Source organism: Chitinophagales bacterium, assembly GCA_020636495.1.
Classification (GTDB): Bacteria; Bacteroidota; Bacteroidia; order Chitinophagales; family Chitinophagaceae; genus UBA5543.
The window spans coordinates 1,471,115-1,495,613 of the sequence record JACJXQ010000008.1 but is presented as its reverse complement, the minus strand read 5'-3'; the positions used below and the strand labels follow the sequence as shown (position 1 = coordinate 1,495,613).

General features: G+C 43.1%; 17 protein-coding genes. 8 read left to right on the top strand and 9 right to left on the bottom strand.

The window, feature by feature from the left end:
- Positions 1–71: 71 nt before the first annotated feature.
- A complete protein-coding gene (locus H6550_06415; protein MCB9045754.1) occupies positions 72–812 on the bottom strand; it encodes an RNA methyltransferase in 741 nt (246 codons plus the stop codon).
- 37 nt (positions 813–849) lie between these two features.
- Between H6550_06415 and H6550_06410 the strand changes: the two genes are divergently transcribed.
- Positions 850–3,294 carry a BamA/TamA family outer membrane protein gene (locus tag H6550_06410; protein ID MCB9045753.1) on the top strand — a complete coding sequence of 815 codons (2,445 nt, stop codon included), beginning with the start codon at positions 850–852 and terminating at the stop codon, positions 3,292–3,294.
- A gap of 34 nt (positions 3,295–3,328) precedes the next feature.
- Entirely contained in the window at positions 3,329–4,276 is a 948-nt protein-coding gene (locus H6550_06405; protein ID MCB9045752.1) for an arginase, read from the top strand.
- Positions 4,277–4,347: 71 nt separating this feature from the next.
- On the opposite strand, the gene H6550_06400 is transcribed toward H6550_06405, so the two are convergent.
- Together H6550_06400 and H6550_06395 are read right to left on the bottom strand one after the other, a co-directional pair.
- Positions 4,348–5,493 carry a TraR/DksA family transcriptional regulator gene (locus tag H6550_06400; protein ID MCB9045751.1) on the bottom strand — a complete coding sequence of 382 codons (1,146 nt, stop codon included), beginning with the start codon at positions 5,491–5,493 and terminating at the stop codon, positions 4,348–4,350.
- 6 nt (positions 5,494–5,499) lie between these two features.
- The gene (locus tag H6550_06395; protein MCB9045750.1) at positions 5,500–8,820 is read right to left on the bottom strand and encodes an isoleucine--tRNA ligase; all 3,321 of its coding nucleotides are present in this window, start codon (positions 8,818–8,820) and stop codon (positions 5,500–5,502) included.
- A gap of 762 nt (positions 8,821–9,582) precedes the next feature.
- Between H6550_06395 and H6550_06390 the strand changes: the two genes are divergently transcribed.
- Positions 9,583–10,347 carry a CHAD domain-containing protein gene (locus H6550_06390; protein MCB9045749.1) on the top strand — a complete coding sequence of 255 codons (765 nt, stop codon included), beginning with the start codon at positions 9,583–9,585 and terminating at the stop codon, positions 10,345–10,347.
- 51 nt (positions 10,348–10,398) lie between these two features.
- On the opposite strand, the gene H6550_06385 is transcribed toward H6550_06390, so the two are convergent.
- The 3 genes from H6550_06385 to H6550_06375 all read right to left on the bottom strand — a co-directional run bounded on the left by H6550_06385 (position 10,399) and on the right by H6550_06375 (position 16,498).
- On the bottom strand, positions 10,399–10,590 hold the full coding sequence (locus tag H6550_06385) for a hypothetical protein (protein ID MCB9045748.1): 192 nt from the start codon (positions 10,588–10,590) through the stop codon (positions 10,399–10,401).
- A gap of 57 nt (positions 10,591–10,647) precedes the next feature.
- Positions 10,648–14,427: a T9SS type A sorting domain-containing protein gene (locus H6550_06380; GenBank protein MCB9045747.1), complete on the bottom strand. Its 3,780-nt coding sequence runs from the start codon at positions 14,425–14,427 to the stop codon at positions 10,648–10,650.
- A 388-nt stretch (positions 14,428–14,815) separates the two neighbouring features.
- The gene (locus tag H6550_06375; protein ID MCB9045746.1) at positions 14,816–16,498 is read right to left on the bottom strand and encodes a hypothetical protein; all 1,683 of its coding nucleotides are present in this window, start codon (positions 16,496–16,498) and stop codon (positions 14,816–14,818) included.
- A gap of 299 nt (positions 16,499–16,797) precedes the next feature.
- Here H6550_06375 and H6550_06370 point away from each other — a divergent pair, with 299 nt between their 5' ends.
- From H6550_06370 to H6550_06355, 4 genes are all read left to right on the top strand, one after another.
- Entirely contained in the window at positions 16,798–17,322 is a 525-nt protein-coding gene (locus tag H6550_06370) for a hypothetical protein (protein ID MCB9045745.1), read from the top strand.
- 73 nt (positions 17,323–17,395) lie between these two features.
- Entirely contained in the window at positions 17,396–17,989 is a 594-nt protein-coding gene (locus H6550_06365; GenBank protein ID MCB9045744.1) for a class I SAM-dependent methyltransferase, read from the top strand.
- A gap of 169 nt (positions 17,990–18,158) precedes the next feature.
- Positions 18,159–19,154: a hypothetical protein gene (locus H6550_06360; protein ID MCB9045743.1), complete on the top strand. Its 996-nt coding sequence runs from the start codon at positions 18,159–18,161 to the stop codon at positions 19,152–19,154.
- 149 nt (positions 19,155–19,303) lie between these two features.
- Complete coding sequence (locus tag H6550_06355) at positions 19,304–19,834, top strand: DUF4287 domain-containing protein (protein MCB9045742.1); 531 nt, start codon at positions 19,304–19,306, stop codon at positions 19,832–19,834.
- Positions 19,835–19,881: 47 nt separating this feature from the next.
- Here H6550_06355 and H6550_06350 read toward each other — a convergent pair whose 3' ends face one another.
- Positions 19,882–20,385 (bottom strand): DUF1761 domain-containing protein, encoded by a 504-nt coding sequence (locus H6550_06350; GenBank protein ID MCB9045741.1) that lies wholly within the window; start codon positions 20,383–20,385, stop codon positions 19,882–19,884.
- A gap of 121 nt (positions 20,386–20,506) precedes the next feature.
- Here H6550_06350 and H6550_06345 point away from each other — a divergent pair, with 121 nt between their 5' ends.
- Positions 20,507–22,405, top strand: a complete 1,899-nt coding sequence (locus H6550_06345; protein ID MCB9045740.1) for an ABC-F family ATP-binding cassette domain-containing protein — start codon at positions 20,507–20,509, stop codon at positions 22,403–22,405.
- 12 nt (positions 22,406–22,417) lie between these two features.
- Here the strand turns inward: H6550_06345 and H6550_06340 are convergent, their stop codons facing one another.
- Both H6550_06340 and porV read right to left on the bottom strand, forming a co-directional pair.
- Positions 22,418–23,095: a hypothetical protein gene (locus H6550_06340; GenBank protein ID MCB9045739.1), complete on the bottom strand. Its 678-nt coding sequence runs from the start codon at positions 23,093–23,095 to the stop codon at positions 22,418–22,420.
- A gap of 142 nt (positions 23,096–23,237) precedes the next feature.
- A complete protein-coding gene (gene porV, locus H6550_06335) occupies positions 23,238–24,446 on the bottom strand; it encodes a type IX secretion system outer membrane channel protein PorV (protein ID MCB9045738.1) in 1,209 nt (402 codons plus the stop codon).
- Positions 24,447–24,499: the final 53 nt, after the last annotated feature.

The following is a 24,499-nucleotide window of genomic DNA, read 5'->3' as shown; positions in this document are numbered from 1 at the left end:
ATATAAAAATATACCAATACTAATCCAATACCTATGCCGGAATAGCGAATAGCAGTCGTTTTACCATTATTTTAACGCCCTGCCAGAAAAGCCGTAAGTATACCTGCCGACACACCGGCATTTAGAGACTCAGCTCCTCCGAGCCTTGGAATGGTCACTTTCATATCTGCACATTGCAAGATTTCATCTGATAACCCTTTGGACTCATTGCCTATCATCAGTATGCCACTATCCGGCTTTTCAATTTCATAGATGCTGGTCCCGCCAAGTGTTGCTGCAATAGTAGTAAGATCAGTATCCCTTACAAACGGTACCAATTCCGTTACATGTAGTTGTACACGCAGATGCCCTCCCATAGCTGCCTGCACTACTTTAGGATTATAAAAGTCTGCACAATCAGGCGAACACACTACATGCTGCACACCAAACCAATCGGCAATTCGTATGATAGTTCCTAAGTTTCCGGGGTCTTGCACCCGTTCGGTTACAATACTCCAACCTGATGTTGGTAGTTCAGCAGCAATTGGAGGATAAGGTACTACCAACAATGCCTTATGCGCCGCCTGTAACACTGATACCCGTTCCAGTTCATCTGCAGTTACAATACATAATTCCGCCTCTGAATGGCCATGAATCAGCTGTTTATTTTCTTCTGCCCAATCCTCAGTGGCCACTATCATTTGTATAGGTCCTGCAGTTGCCAGCCATTCACGGGCAATTTTATCACCTTCAGCCAGAAATACCTTATATTGTTTACGGTATTTTTGCTGACTTAACGACCGAATGTACTTACTTTGCGCATTTGATAACATAACAGCAAAACTAAATCTAATTGTCCTTAACAGGTACATGCTTCATAAAATAAGGATATATATATTATTGGCTCTCGGCTGGTTCACATTAGCCCATAGTGCTTGCAACAGTGCCCGTCACTTAAAGGAGGGTCAGTACCTGTTAAAAAGCAACTCAGTTGAATTTACATCCAATAAATATCTCACAGCAAAATCCGAACTTACCGATAAACTGCTGGGGGCTATCGTACAAAAGCCCAACTCTTCATTCATAGTAGATGGGTTCAAACCAAAGTTATTCCTGTACAACATGCGCTACAACAAGTACCAGAATGACAGTAATAACTTCCAGCTTGAATCACGCTCTGTTGAGGCACCCGTAATTTACGACAGCACTACCATAGTACAGTCTGAAAGCTATATGGAATCCTACCTGTTTCACCAGGGGTATTTTTACGCAAAAGTGAAAGATACTACTGTATTCAACCAGAAACGAAAAAAGGCATCTGTGACATATGAAGTAAATACAGGTATCAACTACTTAATATCACGTGTCTACTTCGAAGAGATAAAGGACAGCGCAGTAAAATCCTTTGTACGCGAAGCATTCGGCGAAACGTTTTTGCGTTCAGGCAAAGCGTATTCTGCCGACCTGGTAGAAAAAGAAAGAAGCCGGATCACATCTGTACTGAAAGAAAAAGGATATTACTACTTCTCAAATAATAATATAAGCTTTGTATTAGACACTACTAAAAAAGAATACAAAAGAATAGAAGAAAACGTGTTGACGAGTGCAACCGACTTTATCTCAAAAAAGGAAGAGACACGCCCCACCCTTGATATTTACATTAACATAACCAGCGAAGGGGAGGACAAAGCATTCAGGCGTTGTGCTGTAAATAAGATCTATGTCTTCCCCGATTTTGAGGATAAGCGTGATGCTACAGACAGCACTATGATCGTTAAAAAAATACAGAAAACTACCTTTCGCTATCATGATTACTATATACGTTCAAAGGTGATACATAACCATATTTTTGTATCATCTGACAAATACTATGCACAAAGCGATTATGATAAGACCATTACAGAACTGAATCAACTTGGTGTATTTTCGACAGTAAGAGCAATATATATCGAAGATAGCACCAGAGATGAAGGTGGCCTGCAATGGCTGAACTTCGTTGTAATGATGAGCAGGGCCAAAAAATATGATTACAGTGCTAACCTTGAAGGCTCTACAGGTACTACCTATACATTGGGTAGTGGTATTACTCTAAGCTTCCGTAACAACAACGTAGCACGAGGCGCTAATTTATTTACCACCACTGTTAACGGTGGTGTAGAAAGCCAGGTAGACAGTGCGGGGCAGTTCCACCTGCTTACCCGTACAGCAAGTATCAATACCAGTCTTGAGTTTCCTAAATTCCTGTTCCCGATAGGAAAAGAGCGGTACAGCATACGCAACACACCGCGTACAGAAGTTGCACTGGGTGCTAACTTGTTGGAACGTGTTACTTTTTTCGACCTGGTAAACCTGACATCACGATTCACCTACAAATGGCGGGAAACCAGTACAAAAAACTGGGAAGTGTCACCATTCTTTGTCAACGATATCTCTATCAAAACTTCCGATCAGTTCCAGGCAAGATTGGACACCAATGAATTTCTGAGAAACAGTTATCGTGAAACGTTCATTGAAGGTGAAAATATCACCTGGATATACAGTAATGCTGCACAGGCAAAATTCTATGATGACTACAGCTATATCAGGCTGGGCATAGAAGAAGCAGGAGGTCTTGTAGGCGGGCTGAACAAAGTATCGCCCAACCTTACAGCCAGCTACTCACAATATGTTAGACTTGACTATGACCTGAGACATTATATCAAACAAAAACACTCCACAACTGCGCTGCGCCTTTCCGGTGGTATTGGTGTACCTTATGGCATCAGCAAAACTTCAACCTTGCCCTACCTGAAACAATATTTCGTGGGTGGCCCGTTCAGTATGAGAGGTTGGAAGATACGTACACTCGGACCGGGATCTTATGTAGATACAACAGGAGCCACATCCAGTGACAACACATCCGCCGCATTCATCGACCGTACAGGCGATATAAAAATAGAAATGAGTGGAGAATACCGTTTCAACATATTTAAACTATTCAGTGGCTTGCTGCAATTCAACGGTGCTGCATTTGCCGATGCCGGTAATATATGGCTGGCCAATAAATCTTCCAGTTATTTTGATGCTGAATTCCATTTCAAGAACCTCTACCGTGACTTTGCTGTAGACGGTGGACTGGGTATCAGGATAGATATTTCCAGCCTTTTTGTACTGAGGGTAGATGCCGCTATTCCACTGAAAGTACCTGGCGATAACAGCATCGTATCTGAAAGCTATCTGAAGCAAGGCTGGATAGTACAGGATATTGACCTGCTGTATAACAAATGGTGGCAGAAGAACCTTGTATGGAATATTGCCATCGGCTATCCATTCTAAAGTCATTTTGTATTTAATCTTATCTTTACCCTGTATGCGCAATATAAAGATCATAGAAGTACGTTCTGAAATTGGTGCCGGAACACGTGGTGCCAGCCTTGGCGTAGATGCAATAAAAGTAGCAGCACTGGATTTTATGAGCAGTTTCTTCGTCAACTTCCCGACAGAGAACCTCGAAACAGAGAACCACTTACTATATGAGCCTGTAGCCTCTCCCTATGCAAAAAGGATAAAGGGAGTATACACTATGTACGAAAGGGTGGCTACGGCTGTTGAAAAAACCCTGAAATCAGGCCTGTTTCCGCTGGTACTTGCCGGCGATCACAGCACTGCGGGCGGTACAATAGCAGGTATAAAAATGGCTAAGCCCAAGAATAGGCTAGGGGTGATATGGATAGACGCACACGCCGATATGCATACACCCTACACTACCCCTTCAGGTAATATGCATGGTATGCCACTTGCTGCTGCCCTTGGTTACGACAACTTGGAAAACCAAGTACACACACCTGACGCTACTACGGTAGATATATGGGAAAAGATAAAGAACATAGGCAAGATACAACCCAAGATACAACCCGAAGATATCGTTTTTATTGCGTTGCGCGATTACGAAAAGGAAGAGGAATTCCTGATAAAAAAACATGGCATTAAGATCATTCCTGTGCAGGAAGTACGCAAGAAAGGCGTAGAAAGCGTTGTAAGGTCTACCCTATTGCACCTGAGCAATTGTGATGATATCTATATCTCATTCGATGTTGATTCATTAGACAGCTCCATATCCCGTGGCACCGGCACACCTGTCAGCAATGGCCTGCGCGAGCGTGAAGCAGAAGACCTGTTGGCAACCTTTATGCAGAACCATAAGATTTGCTGCTTTGAGGTGACAGAGGTAAACCCAACACTTGACAAGGAAAACCTGATGGCTGAAATTGCTTTCAACATACTTCAGCGTTGTGTGAATATACTGCTGGTAAACTAAAACACACTTTTTTTATAATAAAAGAGCCGCCTGTAAATCAGTGCGGCTCTTTTATTATTTATAAGCATCTACTATTTTGAAGACATCATCTTTTTAGCTTCGATACTCAATGTAGCATGAGGTACAGCACGCAGACGCGCTTTCTCTATCAGCTTGCCTGTAACACGGCAGATACCGTAAGTTTTATTCTCAATGCGCATCATTGCCTTTTCCAGGTGGTTGATGAACTGTATCTGGCGACTGGCCAGTTGTGCCAGTTGCTCACGCTCCATTGCACCACTACCATCTTCCATATTCATATAACGGTTCTCTGTATCTTCAGTACCGGCTTCATCCTTGCGGGTGATAAGACCCTGCAGGTAAGCCAGCTCTTTACGTGCGGCTTCCAGGCGACCTGTAATCAATACCCTGAACTCATTCAGTTCTTCATCACTATAACGGTAAACAGGACCTTGTGACTCGATAGGTGCATCCAATATAGAGCGTGTAAACTCCGGCTGATAATTGATCATCGTCTTGCCTGACTTTTCAGTATTTTTTTTGCTCTCCAGGCGGCGGTGTGCCACTACAACCTGTGTTTTACCTTCTTCACGTGCATTGCGCCTTGTTGGTTTTGGCTTTTCTGTAGGTACAGTGGCTGCTGGCTTGCTCAGTTTAGCAGTAGTAGCAGTTTTAAGCACTTTTGCCGGAGCTTCTTTTTTTGCTTCTACCTTTTTAGCTGCTGCTTTCGGAGCAGTTGCTTTTTTGGCAGTTGTTGCTTTAGCCTCAGCTTTTTTAGCCGGCTCAGCTTTCTTGGCTGCAGCCTTTGGCGCAGGTGCAGCTTTCTTCACAGCAGCTTTCTTGGCAGGAGCTGCTTTTTTAGTAGTACTCTTCGTCGTGTCTTTTTTCACGTTAGTTGCCTTTGTTTTAGTTGTGACCGATTTTTTATTCGGCGCAACCTTCTTAGCCGCTACTTTTTTAGCCGGTGCCACTTTTTTGGCTACCGCTTTTTTAGGTGCAGATTTTTTAGAAGGCGCCGCCTTTTTCACTACGGCTTTCTTTGCAGGAGCCGCTTTCTTTGTTACGTTCTTTTTAGCTGCTGCTTTTTTTGCAGGAGCAGCTTTCTTAGCAGGAGTTGCCTTCTTTACAGCTTTCTTAGGTGCCACAGTTTTTGAGGCTTTAGCATTTTTCTTTGCCGGTGCAGCCTTTTTTGCTGCAGTTTTCTTTTTTGTGGCCATAATTTTCTAATTTTTAGAAATTAACACTTTAAGAGTTACATCATTCACCTCAATCTCAGTACCAGACTGCATCTGAGGAACGATTTCTATATTATCCGCCAAAATTTCCGTGCAAATATAGTCACTGAAATTTATTATCGCTGATTTTAATGTTTCATACTCTTCTACCTGTACGGCTATCCTGTCTGTAAGTTCCAGCCCTGAATCTTTGCGGATACGTTGTATCCTGTTCACCAGTTCGCGGGCATTGCCCTCATCCTGCAACTCAGGGGTTACTGTTATGTCCAGCGCTACTGTCAGGTTGTCTTTATTGGCAACCGACCAGCCCGGAATGTCTTCGGCTATTATTTCTACATCTCCTATACTAATTACTATTTCTTCGTTCTCTATTTTTAAGTTATACGTATTATTCTGTTCCAGTTCGCTTATTTCAGACTGCCCCATTTGCGTTATTGCCGCAGCTGCGGCTTTCATTTTAGCACCAAGGCGAGCACCCAGTGTTTTGAAGTTGGCCTTTACCTTCTTCTTAATGAAACCTTCCGTTTCTACCAGGTACTGTATCTCCTTCACATTCACCTCATTCTTCACCAGTTCTTCTACCAGTTGCAGTTGCTCCTGCATATGCTTGTTCAGCACGGGTATCAGTATCTTCTGCAGCGGCTGACGTACTTTCAGGTTCTCCTTTTTACGCAGGCTCAGCACCAGCGATGAAACGTCCTGTGCCAGTTGCATACGTTCTTCCAGGTCTTTATCTATCACACTGTCGTCTACCTGCGGGAACTCTGCCAGGTGTACCGACTGAGCTTCATAACGGTTGGTCACGTTGTTCAGGTTGGTAAACAACCAATCGCTGAAGAAAGGCGCTACCGGAGCCATCAGGAAGCTCATGGTTTCCAGGCATTCATACAGCGTCTGGTATGCAGCTATCTTGTCCTGTTCATACTCACCCTTCCAGAAACGACGGCGGCAGAGGCGTACATACCAGTTGCTCAATTGCTCGTCCAGGAAGTATTCTATGGCACGGCCCGCTTGCGTAGGCTCATACTCATTCATGTAATCCGTTACCCTGTGTACCAGTGAATGTAACTCAGAAAGTATCCACCTGTCTATTTCAGGTCGTTCGTTAACAGGTATATAACGTTCTTTGAATGTAAAGCCATCAACATTGGCATACAATGCAAAAAACTGATATGTATTATATAATGTACCAAAGAACTTGCGCTGTACCTCCTGTATACCCGCCTGGTCGAACTTCATACTGTCCCATGGGCTGGCATTGGTGATGAGGTACCAACGTGTTGCGTCGGCGCTATATTTCTCAATTGTTTCAAACGGGTCTACCACGTTGCCAACACGCTTACTCATTTTGTTTCCGTTCTTATCCAGCACAAGGCCGTTTGATACTACGGTTTTGTAAGCTACATTGTCAAAGAGCATCACGCCCAGTGCGTGCAGTGTGTAGAACCATCCACGTGTCTGGTCCACCCCCTCGGCTATAAAGTCTGCCGGGAAGTTGTGTTTCAGGTCATGTTTATTTTCAAACGGGTAGTGCCATTGCGCATACGGCATAGCTCCACTGTCAAACCATACGTCTATCAGGTCAGGCTCTCGGTGCATAGGTTTGCCGTCAGCAGTTGCCAGTATCACCTGGTCAACAAATGGTTTGTGCAGGTCCAGGTTATCACGATCCAGGCTCTGGTTGATATCCAGCACCGTATTGGCGTGGTCCATTTCCTGTATCAGTTCATCTATGCTGCCTATACACTTCACATGTTCTCCATCATCACTCACCCAAACCGGTAAAGGTGTACCCCAGAAGCGGCTGCGGCTCAGGTTCCAGTCCACCATGTTCTCCAGCCAGTTGCCAAAACGACCTGTGCCTGTAGCTGCGGGTTTCCAATTGATAGTCTTGTTCAGTTCTATCATCCTGTCTTTTACAGCTGTGGTTTTTATGAACCAAGCATCCAACGGGTAGTACACGATCGGTTTATCCGTTCTCCAGCAGTGAGGGTAACTGTGTTCATATTTCTCCACCTTGAACGCGTGGCCACTCAGCTTCAGCTTCACAGCTATATCCACGTCCACATCTTTGTAGTCAGGGTCGTTCTTGTAATCCTTTACATAACGCCCACTAAACTCGCCCATGTAGTCGCTGAACTTACCTTCTTTATCCACCATTGTGAGGATACCGATGTTGTTCTGCTTACCAACTCTATAGTCATCAGCACCAAAAGCGGGGGCAGTGTGTACGATACCTGTACCGTCTTCCGTAGTAACAAAGTCGCCTGTTATGATACGGAAAGGGTCTCCGCCTGCTATCTCAGCTGTATTACCTTCGTAAGGTAACAGTTGCTCGTAGCGGCAACCTTCTATTTCACTTCCTTTAAACTCTGTCAATATCTTCCATGGCAGCAGCTTCACATCTGCACCATACCCCTCAAAATCGCCGTTCTCTCCTTCTTCTTTAAAGTATTTACCCAGCAGTGCTTTCGCCAACACGACGTTGGTAGGCTGGTGGGTGTACGGGTTGAAGGTCTTTACCAGTACGTAATCTATTTTCGCACCTACGGTCAGGCCACAGTTGCTGGGCAGTGTCCACGGAGTTGTCGTCCATGCCATGAAGTACACCTCATCACTGCCTGCTGTATCAAACAGCATCTGCGATCTTTCGTTCTTCACCGTTTTGAACATAGCCACAACCGTAGTGTCTTTTACATCCTTATACGTGCCGGGCTGGTTCAGTTCGTGCGAGCTCAGGCCGGTGCCCGCTGCAGGACTATAAGGCTGTATGCTGACACTTTTATAGAGGTACCCTTTGTTGTAGAGCTCTTTCAGCGCCCACCACAGGGTCTCGATGTACTTATTGTCGAAGGTGATGTAAGGGTCGCTCATGTCTACCCAGTAGCCCATCTTCTCTGTTATGCTCTCCCACTCGCCTTTATAGCGCATTACCGCCTCGCGGCATTTCATATTGTAATCCTCTACAGATATTTTAGTGCCGATATCCTCTTTTGTGATACCCAGCTCCTTTTCCACACCCAGCTCTACGGGAAGGCCATGCGTATCCCAACCGGCCTTACGCTTCACCTGGAAACCCTGCATCGTCTTATAGCGGCAAACGAGGTCTTTAAGCGTACGGGAAATAACGTGGTGAATACCGGGCATACCGTTAGCGCTGGGTGGTCCTTCGTAAAAAACGAACTGCTCCTGCCCGTTGCGGTTATCTACACTCTTCCTGAAAATATCGTTGTCCTTCCAGCGTTTCAGGAGGTCCTGTTCGATGGAGGGCATGTTCAATCCCTTAAATTCTGCGTACCGTTCTGCCATACTATTGGTCGTAGGTCATAAGTCTTTAGTTATGAATATTTTACACTATACAACTAAAGACAACTCACCATAAGCTACATAAAAATTAGGCGCAAAGTTACGCTTTTAATATGGAATTACGAAAAAGAAGCATATAGCCAGGGGCAAGTCGAAAGTGAAAACTGAAAACCTAAAAATGCAATACCCGATCTCAGAACCATTATACATTAAGCAAATCACAATCCATATGGTCTATATCCCTAAAACAGGTGTTTTTGTATCGTTTTGTATCGTTTTTTACTGTTTCGGGAGGGGTGTAGTCAATTTCACAAATACATATACATTCCGACTATGCGTAACTAATATGTGCAGCTATGTTTGCTTTCCCGCATTTGTTTCCAAATGTTTCCATTTTTAATGAAACAAAAAATCTTCCTGTACCCGCCACGAAGATGCAGAGGCCAAGAGTTTTTATGGTGAACATTTACACAAATAAGTGTCTGTAAATAAAGAACCTGATATGATACCATGCACCATTGTTGCTGCCGAGTGTAGAGCCATTTACATGCAGGTACATTACATGCAGGTACATGCCATACCAAATATACATCATTTTTTAAATTATTACCAATAGATATTTATAATAGTGTGTTACAACTTCATATAAAACAGAAGTTATTTTTTACCCCCGGTCACAGACCGGTAGCAGCGGGTACACCGCAACGTACCATCAGAGTGCTACGGAGATATCATAAGATCTGCATATTCTGTAATTTAGAGGGCATGCATCTCTACTTTACATCGGGCAAAAGGCTGGATAAGGATGTCAGTAAAAAACTGAGCGCCCTAAAACGACATGCGGGCCTGGCAGCCGCTACTCATGATGAGGAAGAGATACATAAATTCAGAGTGAAATATAAAAAGTTAAGAGCCCTGTTGCGCATGGAAGCAAGCGCAGGATATAAAAGAACTATACCTAAACAACTGAAACAATTATATACAGCAGCGGGTGCTGTACGCGACCTGCAACTGCATCATAAGACCGTGTCGGCATACTTTCTACAATACAATACGCTGCCGGCACATTACCTGCAACATATACAGGATGAAATAAAAGAGGCGATCATTATCTATAACAACATATACAAGCAGGTTTCTTTCAGCCGTATCTATAAGCTCAGTTTCGTAGATATGCCCGGCAAACTGAAACGAGAAGAGTTAATTGTGTGGCACAGGCAGCATATAACCGCTGTAAAAAACATCAGCACACGAACGATAACGGATGAGGCCATACATGCGATACGCAAACTGCTGAAAGACCTGGTGTACACATCGTCCTATATTTCGTCGGGGAACGATCATGCAGCACTGGCACTGCTGCTGGGCGACTATATGGACAGTTGTGTTTTACTCACTTTCCTGAACAGGTACGAACATTACGCACCGCCTGATGAAAAAGTTATGTTGGAACATGTTATGCAAAGCCTGGAGGCCGGCAAGGAAGAGCAAAGAAAAAAGCTCTTGCAGGTGATAACTGATTATAATTAAAAGAGGCAGGATAATAGTCCTGCCTCTTTTAGTTGATCCTATATCAGTTTATTATTTTCTTTTCAGCAGTTTCTTTGCACCATATACAGCGGCTGCAGCACCTATTGCTATCACACCACCATCAAAGGGTGAATCGACAGGTGCATCAGGAAAACCGGGTCCCTGGGCCAGTGCAAGACATAGGGCAAAACAGATGAACGATATGGTAAGCAGTACCACTTTGGTTGTTTGACTTGTTATCATTGCAAAATATTTTGACCCGGGCTTACTCGGCAGTAAACCCGGGAGGTAAACGATTGATTATTCCTTGATGAGTTTTTGAGTGAACCGTGCGTTCTTGCTGTGCAGTTCGGTTATGTAAATACCTGATGGTATGTTGTTCAGCGGTATAGTTACACTGCCCGTGCTACCCTCAGTAGTTGTACTGTATACTACCTGTCCTGTTACACTTGTGAGGCGGATGACCGTTGTACCTTCTACCTTATCGAAGGATATTTTCACTTCATCATAAGCAGGGTTAGGTATCAGTTGCATCTTTGGGGTTGCGCTGTTCACACTTGCTACGCTGTTGGTCGGCTTACCCACCATGTTTATCTCAAAGCGTTGGTTGCCCTGCGATAAGGTATCTGAAGTAACATCGAACCAGTATTCAAAACCCTGTTTCATTTCCTCCTGCTTGTTCAGGTATTTGTCGTGCAGGTATAGCTTGGTACCGGCAGGTATATCAAAGTCGCCTGTTTTAATAACATACTTCTTGTACCTGTTGTATGCATTCAGCCCCAGGGGAATAGATGAACTATCAGCATAAGGGCGAACATCTATAGCCAGCCTTGTACTATCTTTCGATAGTGTATAGAAGTCCAGGTTGGGGTTATACAGTTTCTTTGCGTCCTTATTGTCGTGTACGTCCATACCGTTGTCATCGAAGTTGATGAGCAACCTGTCCCATTTGGTCGTACTGTCGCTGATGAGCAGTTCTACCCAGTTTGATTGTGCCGTCCCTTTGAATACAGTGGAACCTCCTGATGCTTTATCCTGCTCTTCGAATGTGATATTATCAGTAGCTGTAAGCGTAGTAAAGAAACCCGCGAATGGCTGCAGTATGTACGAGTTAGAGAATGCATTGGTTACCCATGCGCCGTCTACACCTGAAGATGCATCCCATACATAGTAGTTGGCACCGATGTTGCTGCCTACACTCACATTCTGCATTTGCACACCGCAAGGGAAAGGATTGCCGCATACTCCGAAGCTGGTGTTGGTTCCTTTGGTGAGTGTTACCACCTGTGTACCCTGGTTAACCCCTCCGTACACCTCGAACATAGACGCAGAAGGGTTGTAGGCTCCTGCTGTCAGTCCCTCGCCTTTGGTACCACGCACATACATCAGCATCACCTCATACTGGTCCCAGCTGGCTGTGTTGGCAGACGTAAAGGCTGTCCAGCCACTGTTGACACTGCTGGTGCTTGTATCGGCAGCAGTAGGGTCGAACCAATAGGCTGAAGAGGCATTGGTATACGTGGTTGTGAAGCCATTTGTTGCCCCACCGGTACCTGTAATATCTATCTCTTCTACTACCTGGCTCAGTGCGATAGCAGATGTGAACGGATGGGCATATAACCTGTAACATTTTTTCGCCTTATTGGCGCGTTGTGCAAAGACGTTGCCTGATATCGTTCCTGCACTTTCGCCGATCGTTCCTGTTGCAGTGGTGTCTGACAATAAACGCAGCAGGCTATTGGTAGTAAGCGTACAACCTGACTCTACAACTACAGTACCCTGGTGATCAAAGGTATCGCCACTGATAATAGCCGTACCATTTTTGGTAAACGTTATCGTACCCGTTCCTGTAGCGCCGTTCCCATTGTTAGTCAAATTGCCATAAATGGTTACATTATCGCTGGTGCCGGTATTGAGAGTGAAACCACTATTGATATTTATGTTGTTACAGCTAAAAGTAGCAGGAGCAGTACTAGAGCCAATAGCAACATCAGTTGTAGAATCCGGAGCACCTAAGCTCCACGTAGATCCATTCCATGTGTTGAAACTATACTCATACGCACCTAAAGAAGGCGGGCTATTCCTCGTGGTTCCGTCATAGTCAGTAGTGACGCTGACAGTTGTACCTTTTCCAATTACATAAGATCTCGCTGCGGAAAGAATGGTAAGGTCTCCATTCGCACTATCTGTAAATAACGCTGAAGCTGATAACGTACTGCTTGATACTACCGTGCTATTCGCATCGCAGCCGGGACTACTCTGCCATTGCGCTAACGTTTTCGTACTACCATAAAACCCCATGCTGCTGAGGTTGCTTACCACAAACAGGTTGTAGTCGCTACTGCTGCTGCTCCATCCGCTTGAAGTTGCATAAATTGCGTAGGAGTTGCCAGTGCGTTCATTGTAGAAAATATTGTTACGTACTGCGGGGGTGCTGCTTCCCACATGCGCATAGCAGGCTTGGGTAGCGCCAGCACCTGTACCACCAATAAAAATGCTGTTGTAATTGATCGTTCGTGTACTGCTGCCTAGTTCCCAAATTCCTATCACGTTATGGCTTGCAGTAGATGAGCCATTTGTTAATGATATAACATTGTTTATTATTGAAATATGTGCACTTGAACCATTGTCGGTGAATATTCCGAAGATGTTTGTACCTGAGGATGTAGCGGCATTGGCAATATTATATATCTTATTATTGAGTACACTTGTTGAGTTGGCGATGGCAAGATAAACGCCATATGCATGTGCAAAAGTACCGCTGTTGCTGGTATTTTTTTGATAGAGGTTGTAGATCTGGTTATCTGTTATTGTAGCGCTACCGCCACTAACATATATCCCCACAGGAAACGAGCCCGATATATTGGCAATGATGTTATTTGTAACAGAAATACTGTTACTTGAACCCTGCGATTGTGCAAACACTCCCTTTGTACGCCTTGTATTGCCACCCACAATACTATTGGTAGTAGTTGCATGGCCCATTACGTTACTATCAATGTTTGCATTTACTCCTGATAAATAGACACAATAGAAGTTGCAGGAATTACCACTGGTAACCACAAAATTTTGTATAGTATTACCATGGACCGTACTGGTTGTTGTTGAACTTTCCAGGTTTATAATATGATATTCTCCGTCAGCGTTACCAAGCGCACAAGCGCTACCGCCACATGCTGCCTGTTGACCACCCATATAGTTATAATTAATAGTATGACCACCTGTACCGAAAATATAAATGAAATATTGGTTGGAAGTACCGGATGAGTAATTGTTATAAAAACTATTATTACTTATTGTCCATCCGGTACCACCTATGCTGGTAAGCTGCACTTTGTATTGTGCAGAATTATAAATTTCACTATTGCTGATGATATTACTATCATTACCCTTGCCGCTTGTGCCGGAAGAATAAATACTTATGGTAGGTTTTGATGAGGTATCAGCAACATTACAATAATCTATCAGATTAGAACGATTTCCGTTTGTAGCAGTTGACGTAGCGAAATCAATTACGCCTGAAGAGGTACTACCGTTATTACCCAGTATACGGCAGTAACGAAGTGTATTGTTACTTCCTTCGTTTATGAACCTTACAGTCGACCCACCTGTGTTTGTGTTGGAAATGGTCAGTAATTTGCTACTGCCACTACCACCAGGGCGACCATCTACCGTCCAATATTGACCACCATTTATATAAAAAATGGCTGTGCCATTGCTTGCACTTACGTTCAGCATAGAACTAACAGCGCTTGCAGGTCTAATTGTGATTGTATTATTACTGCTTGCACCACTTACCGCGCCAAGAGTTAATGGAAAAGTTTCTCCTGAGCTGGTATAGCCGCTGGCCAGTTCGAAAATAACAGGGCCGCTTACTCCTGCACCATTGGGTGTACCTCCATCAGCACGTGTACCGCCGGTAATGTCGGAAATAGCAGACGTCAGACTCAAATAGACCGTTGAAGAGGCAGTGCCTCCGGGATCAATGGTATAGGTACCACTGAGTGTTGCAAATGTCGTCTGCCCTGGCAACATAGCTAAAAGCATGCATAGCAGAATTCTGATTGAAGTTTTTTTCATACCGGTAGTTATTTTTATTATTGGGGATATGGCTATACCTAAGCCCTATTGTTACACTGATTGTTTTTATATACATTTTTTCGACAATTGACATTTTGATCTAGTTGCCTTGTCTTTTTTCGAAATGCAGAAACACTACCGGCGAAATAAATATGGATGCGGGTATTAGTCTTAAATATGCCTTCCACACAGGTGAGTTTTGCTGATTATTAATCATGAACAAAAATGCATATACGGAGAGACATCGCGTACAAAACAGCGCTTAATTGCTGTCGCAACACCATTTAAATTGCGTTGCAAAACCGTCGAAAAAACGTCACATCAATGGCATTTAACAACTTATAATTGCGTAGAAATAATAATAAAAAAGACGAAAGGATACATTAAACTATATTTCATCAATCATTTTACTAAAGGACTCATCGTCTGCGAGATTTAGTTTTTTGCGCAAACGGTATTTATGCGTACGTACTGTAGAGCTGCTCACTCCCAGGATATTGGTCATTTCTTTAGTATCAAGTTTCAGTTTGCTAAGCGCTATAAAACGGGTTTCAGCAGGTGATAAATTGGGAAACTTCTCACGTAACCTGTATAAAAAACCGGAGTGAACCTGTTCAAACAACTGCCTGAAATCTTCCCATTCATCATCGGTCAGGATGGTACTATTCTGCAGTTTGGGAATAATATCTTCTGATTGCTCCTTAGTACCGTAGTTGTCCAGTTTTTCTTTCAGCCGGGTTATTTCCTGCTCAGAGGTCTCAAGCAGAGCATTTTTTTCGTGTACGGTTTTGGTAAAATCTGCCAGCCTGTTTTGCGCATTATACAAAGCAGCCAAAGACATTTGTTCCTTATTCTGCTTTTGCTTATTGCGAATATAAATTACCATAAAAACAATGGCTGATAAAAGTACGAAGCCACCTATCAAACTATTGCGCAGCAGAATACTGATCCTTTTTTCCGATCTCAACATTGCTACTTCAGAGTTATTGATATTGGTTTCTAACTGGTGGCGGGCCAGCATAAGTTGTTTTACCTGTTGGTCATTATCCAGGCTATCCCTTGCTACCATAGCAGAATCTGAATACAGGTAGGCTTTTTTCATATCGCCACGTGCAACTGCCAGCTCTCCCATCAACCGGTATAGCTCAACCTTGTATTTATAAGCAGGGCGAACGCTATCTACCGCCCACCTGCCCGTTTCGGCATATTGGAACGCACTATCATAAATTTTTTGATGATAATAGATATCTGCCAGTTTGATGATCGAGTTGATGGCATTGCTGTAATCGTTACGCTCGAGGCTGGTATTGATATCGTTTATCAATAAAGGTTTAGCGTTCTTATACTCGCCCCTCAGGTAATACACTATACCTATGTTGCCTCCTAAAATATGCCTCCATGTGGTGCTACCTTGCTTCCAGGCAACCTCCTGCCCTTTAGTAAAATAATAAATTGCTGAGTCGTATTCTTTTAATTGCCTTTTGATCAGTCCCATAGTGTTAAAGACATCCGCCTCTTCGTGTATCATGTAAGAAGGGGGTACCTCCTGTGCATACAAAAGATATTTTTCCGCGTCTTTATAGGCTTCAAATTGATAATAGAATTTACCCATGTACAGCAAAAAGTGCTTTTTGGTAGGAAATTGTTCGAAAGGAATTTCGTGAATCAGCGTGTAGAATTTTGAAAAATGCATCAGGGAACTGATCAAGTTGTTCCTTTCATGATACTCCAACCCCAGCAGAATATGTGTGCGTACCTGCATGGTCATATTGTCCTGTGCTTCCGCTAGTTGCAATAACTTTGTCAGCTTTGTGATGTACAAATCACTGTTATGCGCCCTGCCATACAGAGCCGAGTAGTAATACTGGCTCTTGTTCAGGTTGCCATATAGCAGATAAGAGCATTCACCAAGCAGTGCTTCCAGCACGAGCTCATTATCGCCTGCCTGCACCGCCATCTGTTTGATGGTATTGATGCGATGATACGCATCGGCTGAATCCATCTGTAGAAACTCTATGAAGTTAAACAGGCTGTCATAACTCTGGTATTGCTCAGCATAAGATTTGTGCAAAAGATATTCATATTGCGCATTAGAAACATGTGCAACTAATAGGACAAATAGAGTTAACCAAAAACGAATTATCAAAAGCAAAGAATTGGCGAGTACGAATATAATGAACTACTGAATATGCGCATATTTTAGAAAAGGAAAAGTTGGTTAACATCAAGTTATTAATACACAAGTAATTCTCATGTGTTTTTACGATCTCACAAAATACGTATAGAATAAACACCCATAACCGAAGCACATTGTAATATCGTCTAATACAGATTAACCTATCTTTGCGCCTCAAATCAACAACGAATATTATGACCACAGGGCAAATACTGTCAGCAGAAATGGAATGGCTGGCCAAAGTAACAGATAGTTGCATGAGGATATACTTTCAACTGGAAGTAACTAATGCGTCGATCGAAGAGATAGTCCCTCCTGCAGTACCTGCTGATACCTTTTACGGTACTATGGTCAAACAATTGTCTTTTGGAGAAAGACTGGTGGTTGCCCTGGCCCTGGCCCCTTATGTAAAACCCCAGCTGCTCGATGCGTTCTTTATTGAAAATGCTACCTACCATAGGCGCTTTTCAGAGTTTGGAGGGATGAAGATGCAGCAACACGCCGGCTTTATGCCAACAGGCGAAACGGCTATTTTCCTTTTGTCAGGATCAGATATGGATAAGAGAATAGCTGCTATGCAACTCCTTTTAAATGGAAACATTACAGGTGCAAACGGGCTGGTACAACTAAATGCCGCACCTGGCGGTGAGCCTGCTGCATGTGGTTCATTAACCTGCAGGGATACCTTTATCAACGAGCTGTTAGGGCTGAATAAATAAAGATGATTAAATAAAAGTAAAATACATTCAAAGCTAGCCTACAAGGCAATGAATGAATTATCTTTGCGACGTCATGTACAAGATCTGGAACGAGCGATACGCTACTCACAATAATATATACGGCAAAGAGCCTAATCAATTCTTCAAACAGGAACTGGACAAACTAACACCCGGCAACCTTTTACTACCCGGAGAAGGCGAAGGCCGCAATGCTATTTATGCCGAGCGCAAAGGATGGGAAGTGACCGCTTTTGACAGTAGCGAAGTAGCCATAGAAAACGCAATGCGTAATGCTAAAGAGGCAGGCTATATTTTTGATTATGTATTGGCAGACACAAGTAGTTTTGAAGCCCTGGATAACAGTTTTGATGCTATAGCCATGATCTTCTTTCATCTTTCACCATTCAACAGGGAGGCTTTTCATAAAAGAATTATTGCCTGGCTGAAACCGGGCGGTACTCTTATTATTGAAGCCTTTAACCCAACACAACTGGATCGTACATCGGGCGGGCCGAAAGACATAAGCATGTTGTATACAGAAGATATGTTGCGCAAAGATTTTTCATCGTTGAACATAGAACTGTTATTGACGACAACTGAAGAACTGAATGAAGGCAGTTTCCACCAGGGTACAGCTGAGCTGATAAGGCTGGTAGCTCGCAAATAAGCTGAAAACAGGAAGTTTACCAGCCCGCCAGCAAATTGTCATATTGTCAACACAGTGTATTACTCACTGGGTATTAGCTCGTTGCATATCAGCAATATCATATTTAAAATTTTAACAATACACGGTATGGTTTTTGTGGCAGTACTGGTAACACCAAACCAATACTGTTATGAAATTTATTATTTCTACTATCTTTTTGTGTATGGTTGTTACCTTCCCCATACAACTATCCGCACAGATAAGTACAACCAAAGGAGAAAAGTACTCACTATTTACAGTAGTGAAAACAATGAAATGCAACTTTATGCCCCCGGGCACAACAGGATCGGCACAGACGTGGGATTTTTCAGGTCTCACACCCAAAGTAGCGAGCGACACTACAAAAGCCAAGTATATAGAACGTAATTCTACTATGCCATTCCCCAGTGCGAGCATTGTACAACAGGTAGGCAAGAAATACACCTTTTATGAGTATACATCAAATGGTGTATATGAACTGGGTATATTAGACAGCAGTAGCAGCACACCAGATACGCTCAGCTATACAGATAGCAAACGTATTATCATGCTACCCATGACGTATACCAATCGATACATTGACACATTTAATGTGACTGGCACGGCAATAACAGGAGGTGGGAATATTATCGATACAGTAGAATCTTTCGGCAAACTGATATTGCCCAATGACACATTCGAGAACGTGATCAGGATGTATATCACAGAAGATATTTCCGGAACGGTATCGGGCGTTTCCGGCACGATACATAAAGGGAGTTTTCTTTGGTACGACCTGGACCACAGCAGCCCGTTGCTGCGTATTGATTCAACAATCACAATGGCAGGTATTACCAACACGACACTGGAAGTGGCATACCTGCTGGATGAAGACCCTGTTGCAATAGCTGACGTAACCATTACAAACCTGCCTGTAACGGCCACTTTTGCCGGAGACGAACTGGTGATCACCGGGGGTACGGAAAAGGGACATAATTATAATGTATCCCTACGCAATATTTATGGACAGGATGTTTACTGCACCATTGTAACTGGTGGAACAAAACACCTGAATACAGATAAACTGCCCCCTGGCATTTATATACTTGCTGTAGATGACAAGGATGAATATGGGAAGATAGGTATTTTGAAATTAGTGAAACGATGAAGACCGTTGCGAAACAAACTACAAGACAGCCACGCATAACGTGGCTATCATTTTGTACAGTTGTCGTGCAAAAACGGCATTAAGTATTTTTCAGAATTGCGGTCAGTATAATTTCTTAAATTGAGGTGATCAATTTCTAAAACTTACTTATGGAAAAAGGACTATTGGAAAAAACCGGCAGGTCGCTGGAAGATTGGATAAAATTAGCCAGGAAAACTAAACTGGATAAGTATAAGGCGATCCTTGACCACCTTAAGACCGAACATAGCCTGACCCATGGATATGCTAACCTGATAGCTTTAAAAACCCTGGGTACTGATGCTGCATCGCATGATGCCGGCGAACTGGTAGAGACACAGTATAAAGGAAAGGAAATATTAAGACCCATATACGAGGGATTGCTAAAACAGATCGGGAAATTTGGTAATGATATCACCATCACCCCTAAAAAAGACAGCGTGAGTATCATTCGCAAAAAACAGTTTGCATTGATAAAACCTGCTACAAAAACACGAATTGACCTGGGGCTAAAACTAAAAGACAAACCGACCACTGAAAGGCTGGGTAATTCCGGGCCATTTGGAGCTATGTGTACACATAGGGTACAACTTACCAACCCGAAGGAAATTGACAGCGAGCTTTTGTCCTGGTTGAAAGAAGCATACGAAAAAGCCAACTAATAGAAGGAGCACAATGTGCCCCCTCTATTAGTCACAAATATCTTGAGTTATGAGAACCGGCAAATAACGCCACCCATAAGTGCTAATGTCAATAGCCAATAGCCCATGTGTATCAATATATATTTCGCACCCTTACGTTCAAACAATGCAAGGATGCCTATGACAGGCGTTACGAAGAATATGGCCATAATAATACCATGAAAAGCACCGTGCCTGAACGTATGAAACGTATGTCCATACTTTTCCATCGTTGTTGTAAAGAATGTGTTGGCTTCAGAACCCGGTGTAAACAAATCAACTTCTTCCATAAGCATAGACTGAAACCCAAACTGGTGAATGACGACTACATTCATAATCAGCGACAGCATGAAACTGAAAACCAGTGTCATGCCAAACACAACAGCCATATTGGCTTCTCTGAGTTTCTCTTCTGCAAGACCAGTGGTTTTTATCCATGCATTACCCATCACTTTGGGATTGTACCATATTGAGCCCGTAACTAACGGGATAAGCGCAGCAAGTGCTGTAACCAGGAAATTTATTTTTACCATAACAGTAGATTTTGCCTGATTAAATATATTAATTCATATCAACATATTTTAATCCTTTGCATGAATTTAAGGATTATTAATTGTTACAGTAAAGTTTAAGCATCCCTTATCTTTGCGCCCTATGCATTACGTTTCGGCAGAAGGTATCAGTAAATCATTTGGAATAAAACCATTATTCGAAGACATTACGTTTCATATCAGTGAGGGTGATAAGATCTCGCTGGTGGCAAAAAATGGCAGCGGTAAGTCTACTCTGCTAAGGATACTTGCGGGGCAAGATGTGCCGGACAGTGGCAAACTGTGGGTACACAAAGATGTAACGGTCGCACTATTTGAACAAGAGCCGAAGTTTGAAGAAAATCTCTCTGTACTTGATAATATTTTCCACTACAAACACCCTGTGGCAGAGGCTTTGCGGGACTATGAGCGCATCATGGAGTCAGCAGAAAAAGACCCTGTTTTACTGGGAGAATCACTGGCAAAACTGGATGAGTTGGGTGCCTGGGACTTTGAAGCTAAAGTGAAACAGATACTCGGCAAGCTGAACATTCATAACTTGGAGCAACGGGTAGACACCCTGTCGGGCGGGCAACGTAAACGTGTTGCACTGGCCCAAACGTTGATAGACATAGGTTTTGAGCATAAGCATGTATTGCTCATTATGGACGAACCTACCAACCACCTGGATGTGGGTATGGTAGAATGGTTGGAGCACTATCTGAACCAGGAAAAGGTGACACTATTAATGGTCACCCACGACCGTTATTTCCTGGATGCAGTGTGCGATGTGATATGGGAGATAGATGGCAGCGCTATGCATACTTATAAAGGTGATTATGAAAGCTACCTGGAAAAGAAAGCAGCACGTATAGAAAATCAACTGGCAAGTATTGATAAAGCTAAGAATGAGTACCGTAAAGAGCTGGAATGGATGCGCAGGCAGCCCAAAGCCCGAAGCACAAAGGCTCGTAGCAGGATAGATAATTTTTACGATGTAGAAAGCCGCGCTAAACAAAAGGTAGAAGACAAGCAGGTAGAGCTGCAGATGAAGATGAACCGCCTGGGCGGCAAAGTGGTAGAGATGAAAAAGGTGTACAAAAGCTATGGCGACAAGGTGCTGATGAAAGGCTTTGATTACACTTTTAAGAAAGGCGAAAGAATCGGTATTATAGGCAAGAACGGGGCAGGGAAATCAACCTTCTTGCAAATAGTGCAGCAACTGGAACTACAAGATAGCGGCAAAGTAAACATTGGCGAGACCGTTGTTTTCGGCAACTTCTCGCAACAAGGGCTGGAGATAAAAGAAGATATGCGGGTGATAGAATATGTGAAAGGCATCGCCGAAAGCTTTCCGTTAGCTAAAGGGGGTACACTCAGCGCGGCCCAGTTCCTAGAGTTGTTCTTGTTCTCGCCCGACCAACAATACACCTACCTGTCAAAACTAAGCGGTGGCGAAAAGAAAAGGCTGCAGATACTCACTGTCCTCTTTCGCAACCCCAACTTCCTGATACTGGACGAACCTACCAATGACCTTGACCTGCCCACGTTATCTGTGCTGGAAAACTTCCTTGAAAATTACCAGGGTTGCCTGGTAATAGTATCGCACGACCGGTATTTTATGGACAGACTGGTAGACCACATGTTTGTATTTGAGGGCGATGGCGTGATCAGAGATTTCCCCGGCAACTACACACAATACAGGATATGGCAGAAAGAGCAGGAACGACTGGAACTAGAGGCAAAAAAACAGGAAGCACAGGGAAGCGCGCAGGCTAAAGCCGAACAAACACCTGAAAAACAAAAAGAAAAAAAGAAACTGTCCTACAAAGAACAACGCGAATTTGAACAGATAGAAAAAGACCTGCCACTGCTTGAAAAAGAGAAAACAGAACTGGCAGAAAAAATGAGCAGCAACCTACCTTACGAAGAACTGGAAAAAGTAAACCAGCGCATGATAGAACTAACCAACGAACTGGAAGCTAAAGAACTTCGCTGGCTGGAACTTAGCGAATGGATATAAGCTGAAATGCTATCACTTGTACCCTACTTTTCCTTCAGTTACCGTAATTGTATTCTGGCTGTTACCAAACTCCTCTAAAGTACAACTGAATGTTGCCTTCAATATCAACGGGTCCAGTTGAAAATATTCGATATTCAATTCTCCGTTCTGAGTTCCTGACGGGCTTATAAAAGGTACACCCGGCAAGTCAGGATCTGCCATTAATGGTATGGCGACATTCGGGCTCCATATGCGTGTGATAGGATATTTTATTGATGATACAATTGAATTAAGGTCTGTATACACTACAAATTCTGCATAATCATTCTGACCGTTAGAACCATGTATCACAAGAGTATCATTGCCACCTGTACCTTTATGTGTTGTTACTTTAACATCGCCGGTGGAAAATTGTCTTGTTTTACCGGTACTGTTGGTCTTCATAACAGCATACATTATTTTGTCAACCAGCGGCGTATCGCAATTCACTCCTGCCCAACCATCATTGCAGTCGCACTCGCAATTGTCAGCATTGAAATGTCCGTGACCGGAGTCTTCACATTTTTGTGTGATGCTCGAATTCACTTCACACTTACATAGGTCCTTGTCAAGGGTTTCGCAGTCTTTACATACCTTATCACAGTATTTATCATTGCAACCCGATATGCCGAACACTATTATAGCTAAGGCCGCGATCATAGCTTTTTTCATGCAATAAAATTTTCATAAACATACATATAAAATAACATATAACTAAAATAAAATTCAAATCAATATATATATGTTTCGGGTACAAAAAAAATCCCGTCTCAGTATAACCGAGACGGGAGTGATAGAATCAAATATCTTATTCTTAAGGTGTAGTTGGTTCCGGTTTATTATCCAGCTTATCAAATTCGAACAATAATGAGAAGCGGAAAGTGTTAGAAAGCGGGTTCCTGTTGATACCGCTGCCTGAAGGTATCAGGTAAGCAAAGTTCAGGCCAAATACGTTGTAACGTACACCCACGCCAACTGTAAAATACTTACGGTCTCCTTTGTATTTATTTTCGTAGAAGTAACCCGCACGAACTGCGAATTGTTGTTGATACCAATATTCAGCACCGGCAGAAATTTGTATCTCCTTCATCTCTTCGCTGAAACCACCCGGAGCATCGCCAAAAGAACCCAGCATGCCTGACACAACACCCTTATCTGTAGGGATGTAATAATCGGGGCCTGTATTAGGGTCTGTGTTACTATCAAGCGGTGTCGGCACCAATAGTTTGTTCAGGTCTAAAGCGAATGTGATAGCATTGTATGCATCAGCCTGGTATGTATAAGCACCACCCAAACCTAAGTTAATAGGAATAAAATCTTTGCGGGTAGAGGTGTATGATATTTTAGAGCCCACATTGCTCAATACAGCACCCAGTGCCAATTTACGCGAACGGAACTCGTCAATATCAGTTTTCTTATTGTAGTACACACCCAGGTCGGCACCAAAAGCATTACCCGGTTTGTAATCAATTCCGGGAGTAGTAGCACCCAAACCTGAAGCGATAGAAGAATTGATATACCTGAAAGACAGACCCGCAGATAAATATTCTGAAAGCTTACGAGAATAACCCAGATCGAAAGCAAACTCATTGGGCTTACCTGTACCTATTGGGTTAGCGTTTATGTCTGTATAGTTTATTTCCCCAAGCGAGAAGTAACGCAGAGAGGCGCTGATAGCCTGGTTATCATTCTCACCGAATTTTGCGAAACCTGAAAGGTAAGCCAGGTATATATCCGGCACCAGGTCTTTCAACCATGGCGTATATGTAGCAGATACGCCATATTTTTTGGAGGCGAAAGGTATTTTACCTACGTTCCAGTATTGAGCATTTGCATCCGGGTCTATTGCTACACCAACATCACCCATTGCACCTGAACGGGCATCGGGTGAGATTCTCAAAAAAGGTACTGCAGTTGTTACGGTGTTGGTCGTACCGGACAGGTTTGCCTTCTGTGCTACAGAAACATTAGAGATCATTCCTGCTACCAGGCTCAGTCCGATTAAAGCAAAGCGTTTTGCCATTCTTTTATAATTTATTTTCAAGTTTTGCAAAGGTATCCGATTTATTATAAGGG

Bases quoted from the DNA above. Each gene is read 5' to 3' on its own strand.
- porV (MCB9045738.1), bottom strand. From the start codon at position 24,446: ATGGCAAAACGCTTTGCTTTAATCGGACTGAGCCTGGTAGCAGGAATG.
- H6550_06400 (MCB9045751.1), bottom strand. From the start codon at position 5,493: ATGGCCACAAAAAAGAAAACTGCAGCAAAAAAGGCTGCACCGGCAAAG.
- H6550_06370 (MCB9045745.1), top strand. From the start codon at position 16,798: ATGACCACAGGGCAAATACTGTCAGCAGAAATGGAATGGCTGGCCAAA.
- H6550_06345 (MCB9045740.1), top strand. From the start codon at position 20,507: ATGCATTACGTTTCGGCAGAAGGTATCAGTAAATCATTTGGAATAAAA.
- H6550_06405 (MCB9045752.1), top strand. From the start codon at position 3,329: ATGCGCAATATAAAGATCATAGAAGTACGTTCTGAAATTGGTGCCGGA.
- H6550_06365 (MCB9045744.1), top strand. From the start codon at position 17,396: ATGTACAAGATCTGGAACGAGCGATACGCTACTCACAATAATATATAC.
- H6550_06360 (MCB9045743.1), top strand. From the start codon at position 18,159: ATGAAATTTATTATTTCTACTATCTTTTTGTGTATGGTTGTTACCTTC.
- H6550_06395 (MCB9045750.1), bottom strand. From the start codon at position 8,820: ATGGCAGAACGGTACGCAGAATTTAAGGGATTGAACATGCCCTCCATC.
- H6550_06350 (MCB9045741.1), bottom strand. From the start codon at position 20,385: ATGGTAAAAATAAATTTCCTGGTTACAGCACTTGCTGCGCTTATCCCG.
- H6550_06380 (MCB9045747.1), bottom strand. From the start codon at position 14,427: ATGAAAAAAACTTCAATCAGAATTCTGCTATGCATGCTTTTAGCTATG.
- H6550_06415 (MCB9045754.1), bottom strand. From the start codon at position 812: ATGTTATCAAATGCGCAAAGTAAGTACATTCGGTCGTTAAGTCAGCAA.
- H6550_06385 (MCB9045748.1), bottom strand. From the start codon at position 10,590: ATGATAACAAGTCAAACAACCAAAGTGGTACTGCTTACCATATCGTTC.
- H6550_06355 (MCB9045742.1), top strand. From the start codon at position 19,304: ATGGAAAAAGGACTATTGGAAAAAACCGGCAGGTCGCTGGAAGATTGG.
- H6550_06410 (MCB9045753.1), top strand. From the start codon at position 850: ATGCTTCATAAAATAAGGATATATATATTATTGGCTCTCGGCTGGTTC.
- H6550_06390 (MCB9045749.1), top strand. From the start codon at position 9,583: ATGCATCTCTACTTTACATCGGGCAAAAGGCTGGATAAGGATGTCAGT.
- H6550_06340 (MCB9045739.1), bottom strand. From the start codon at position 23,095: ATGAAAAAAGCTATGATCGCGGCCTTAGCTATAATAGTGTTCGGCATA.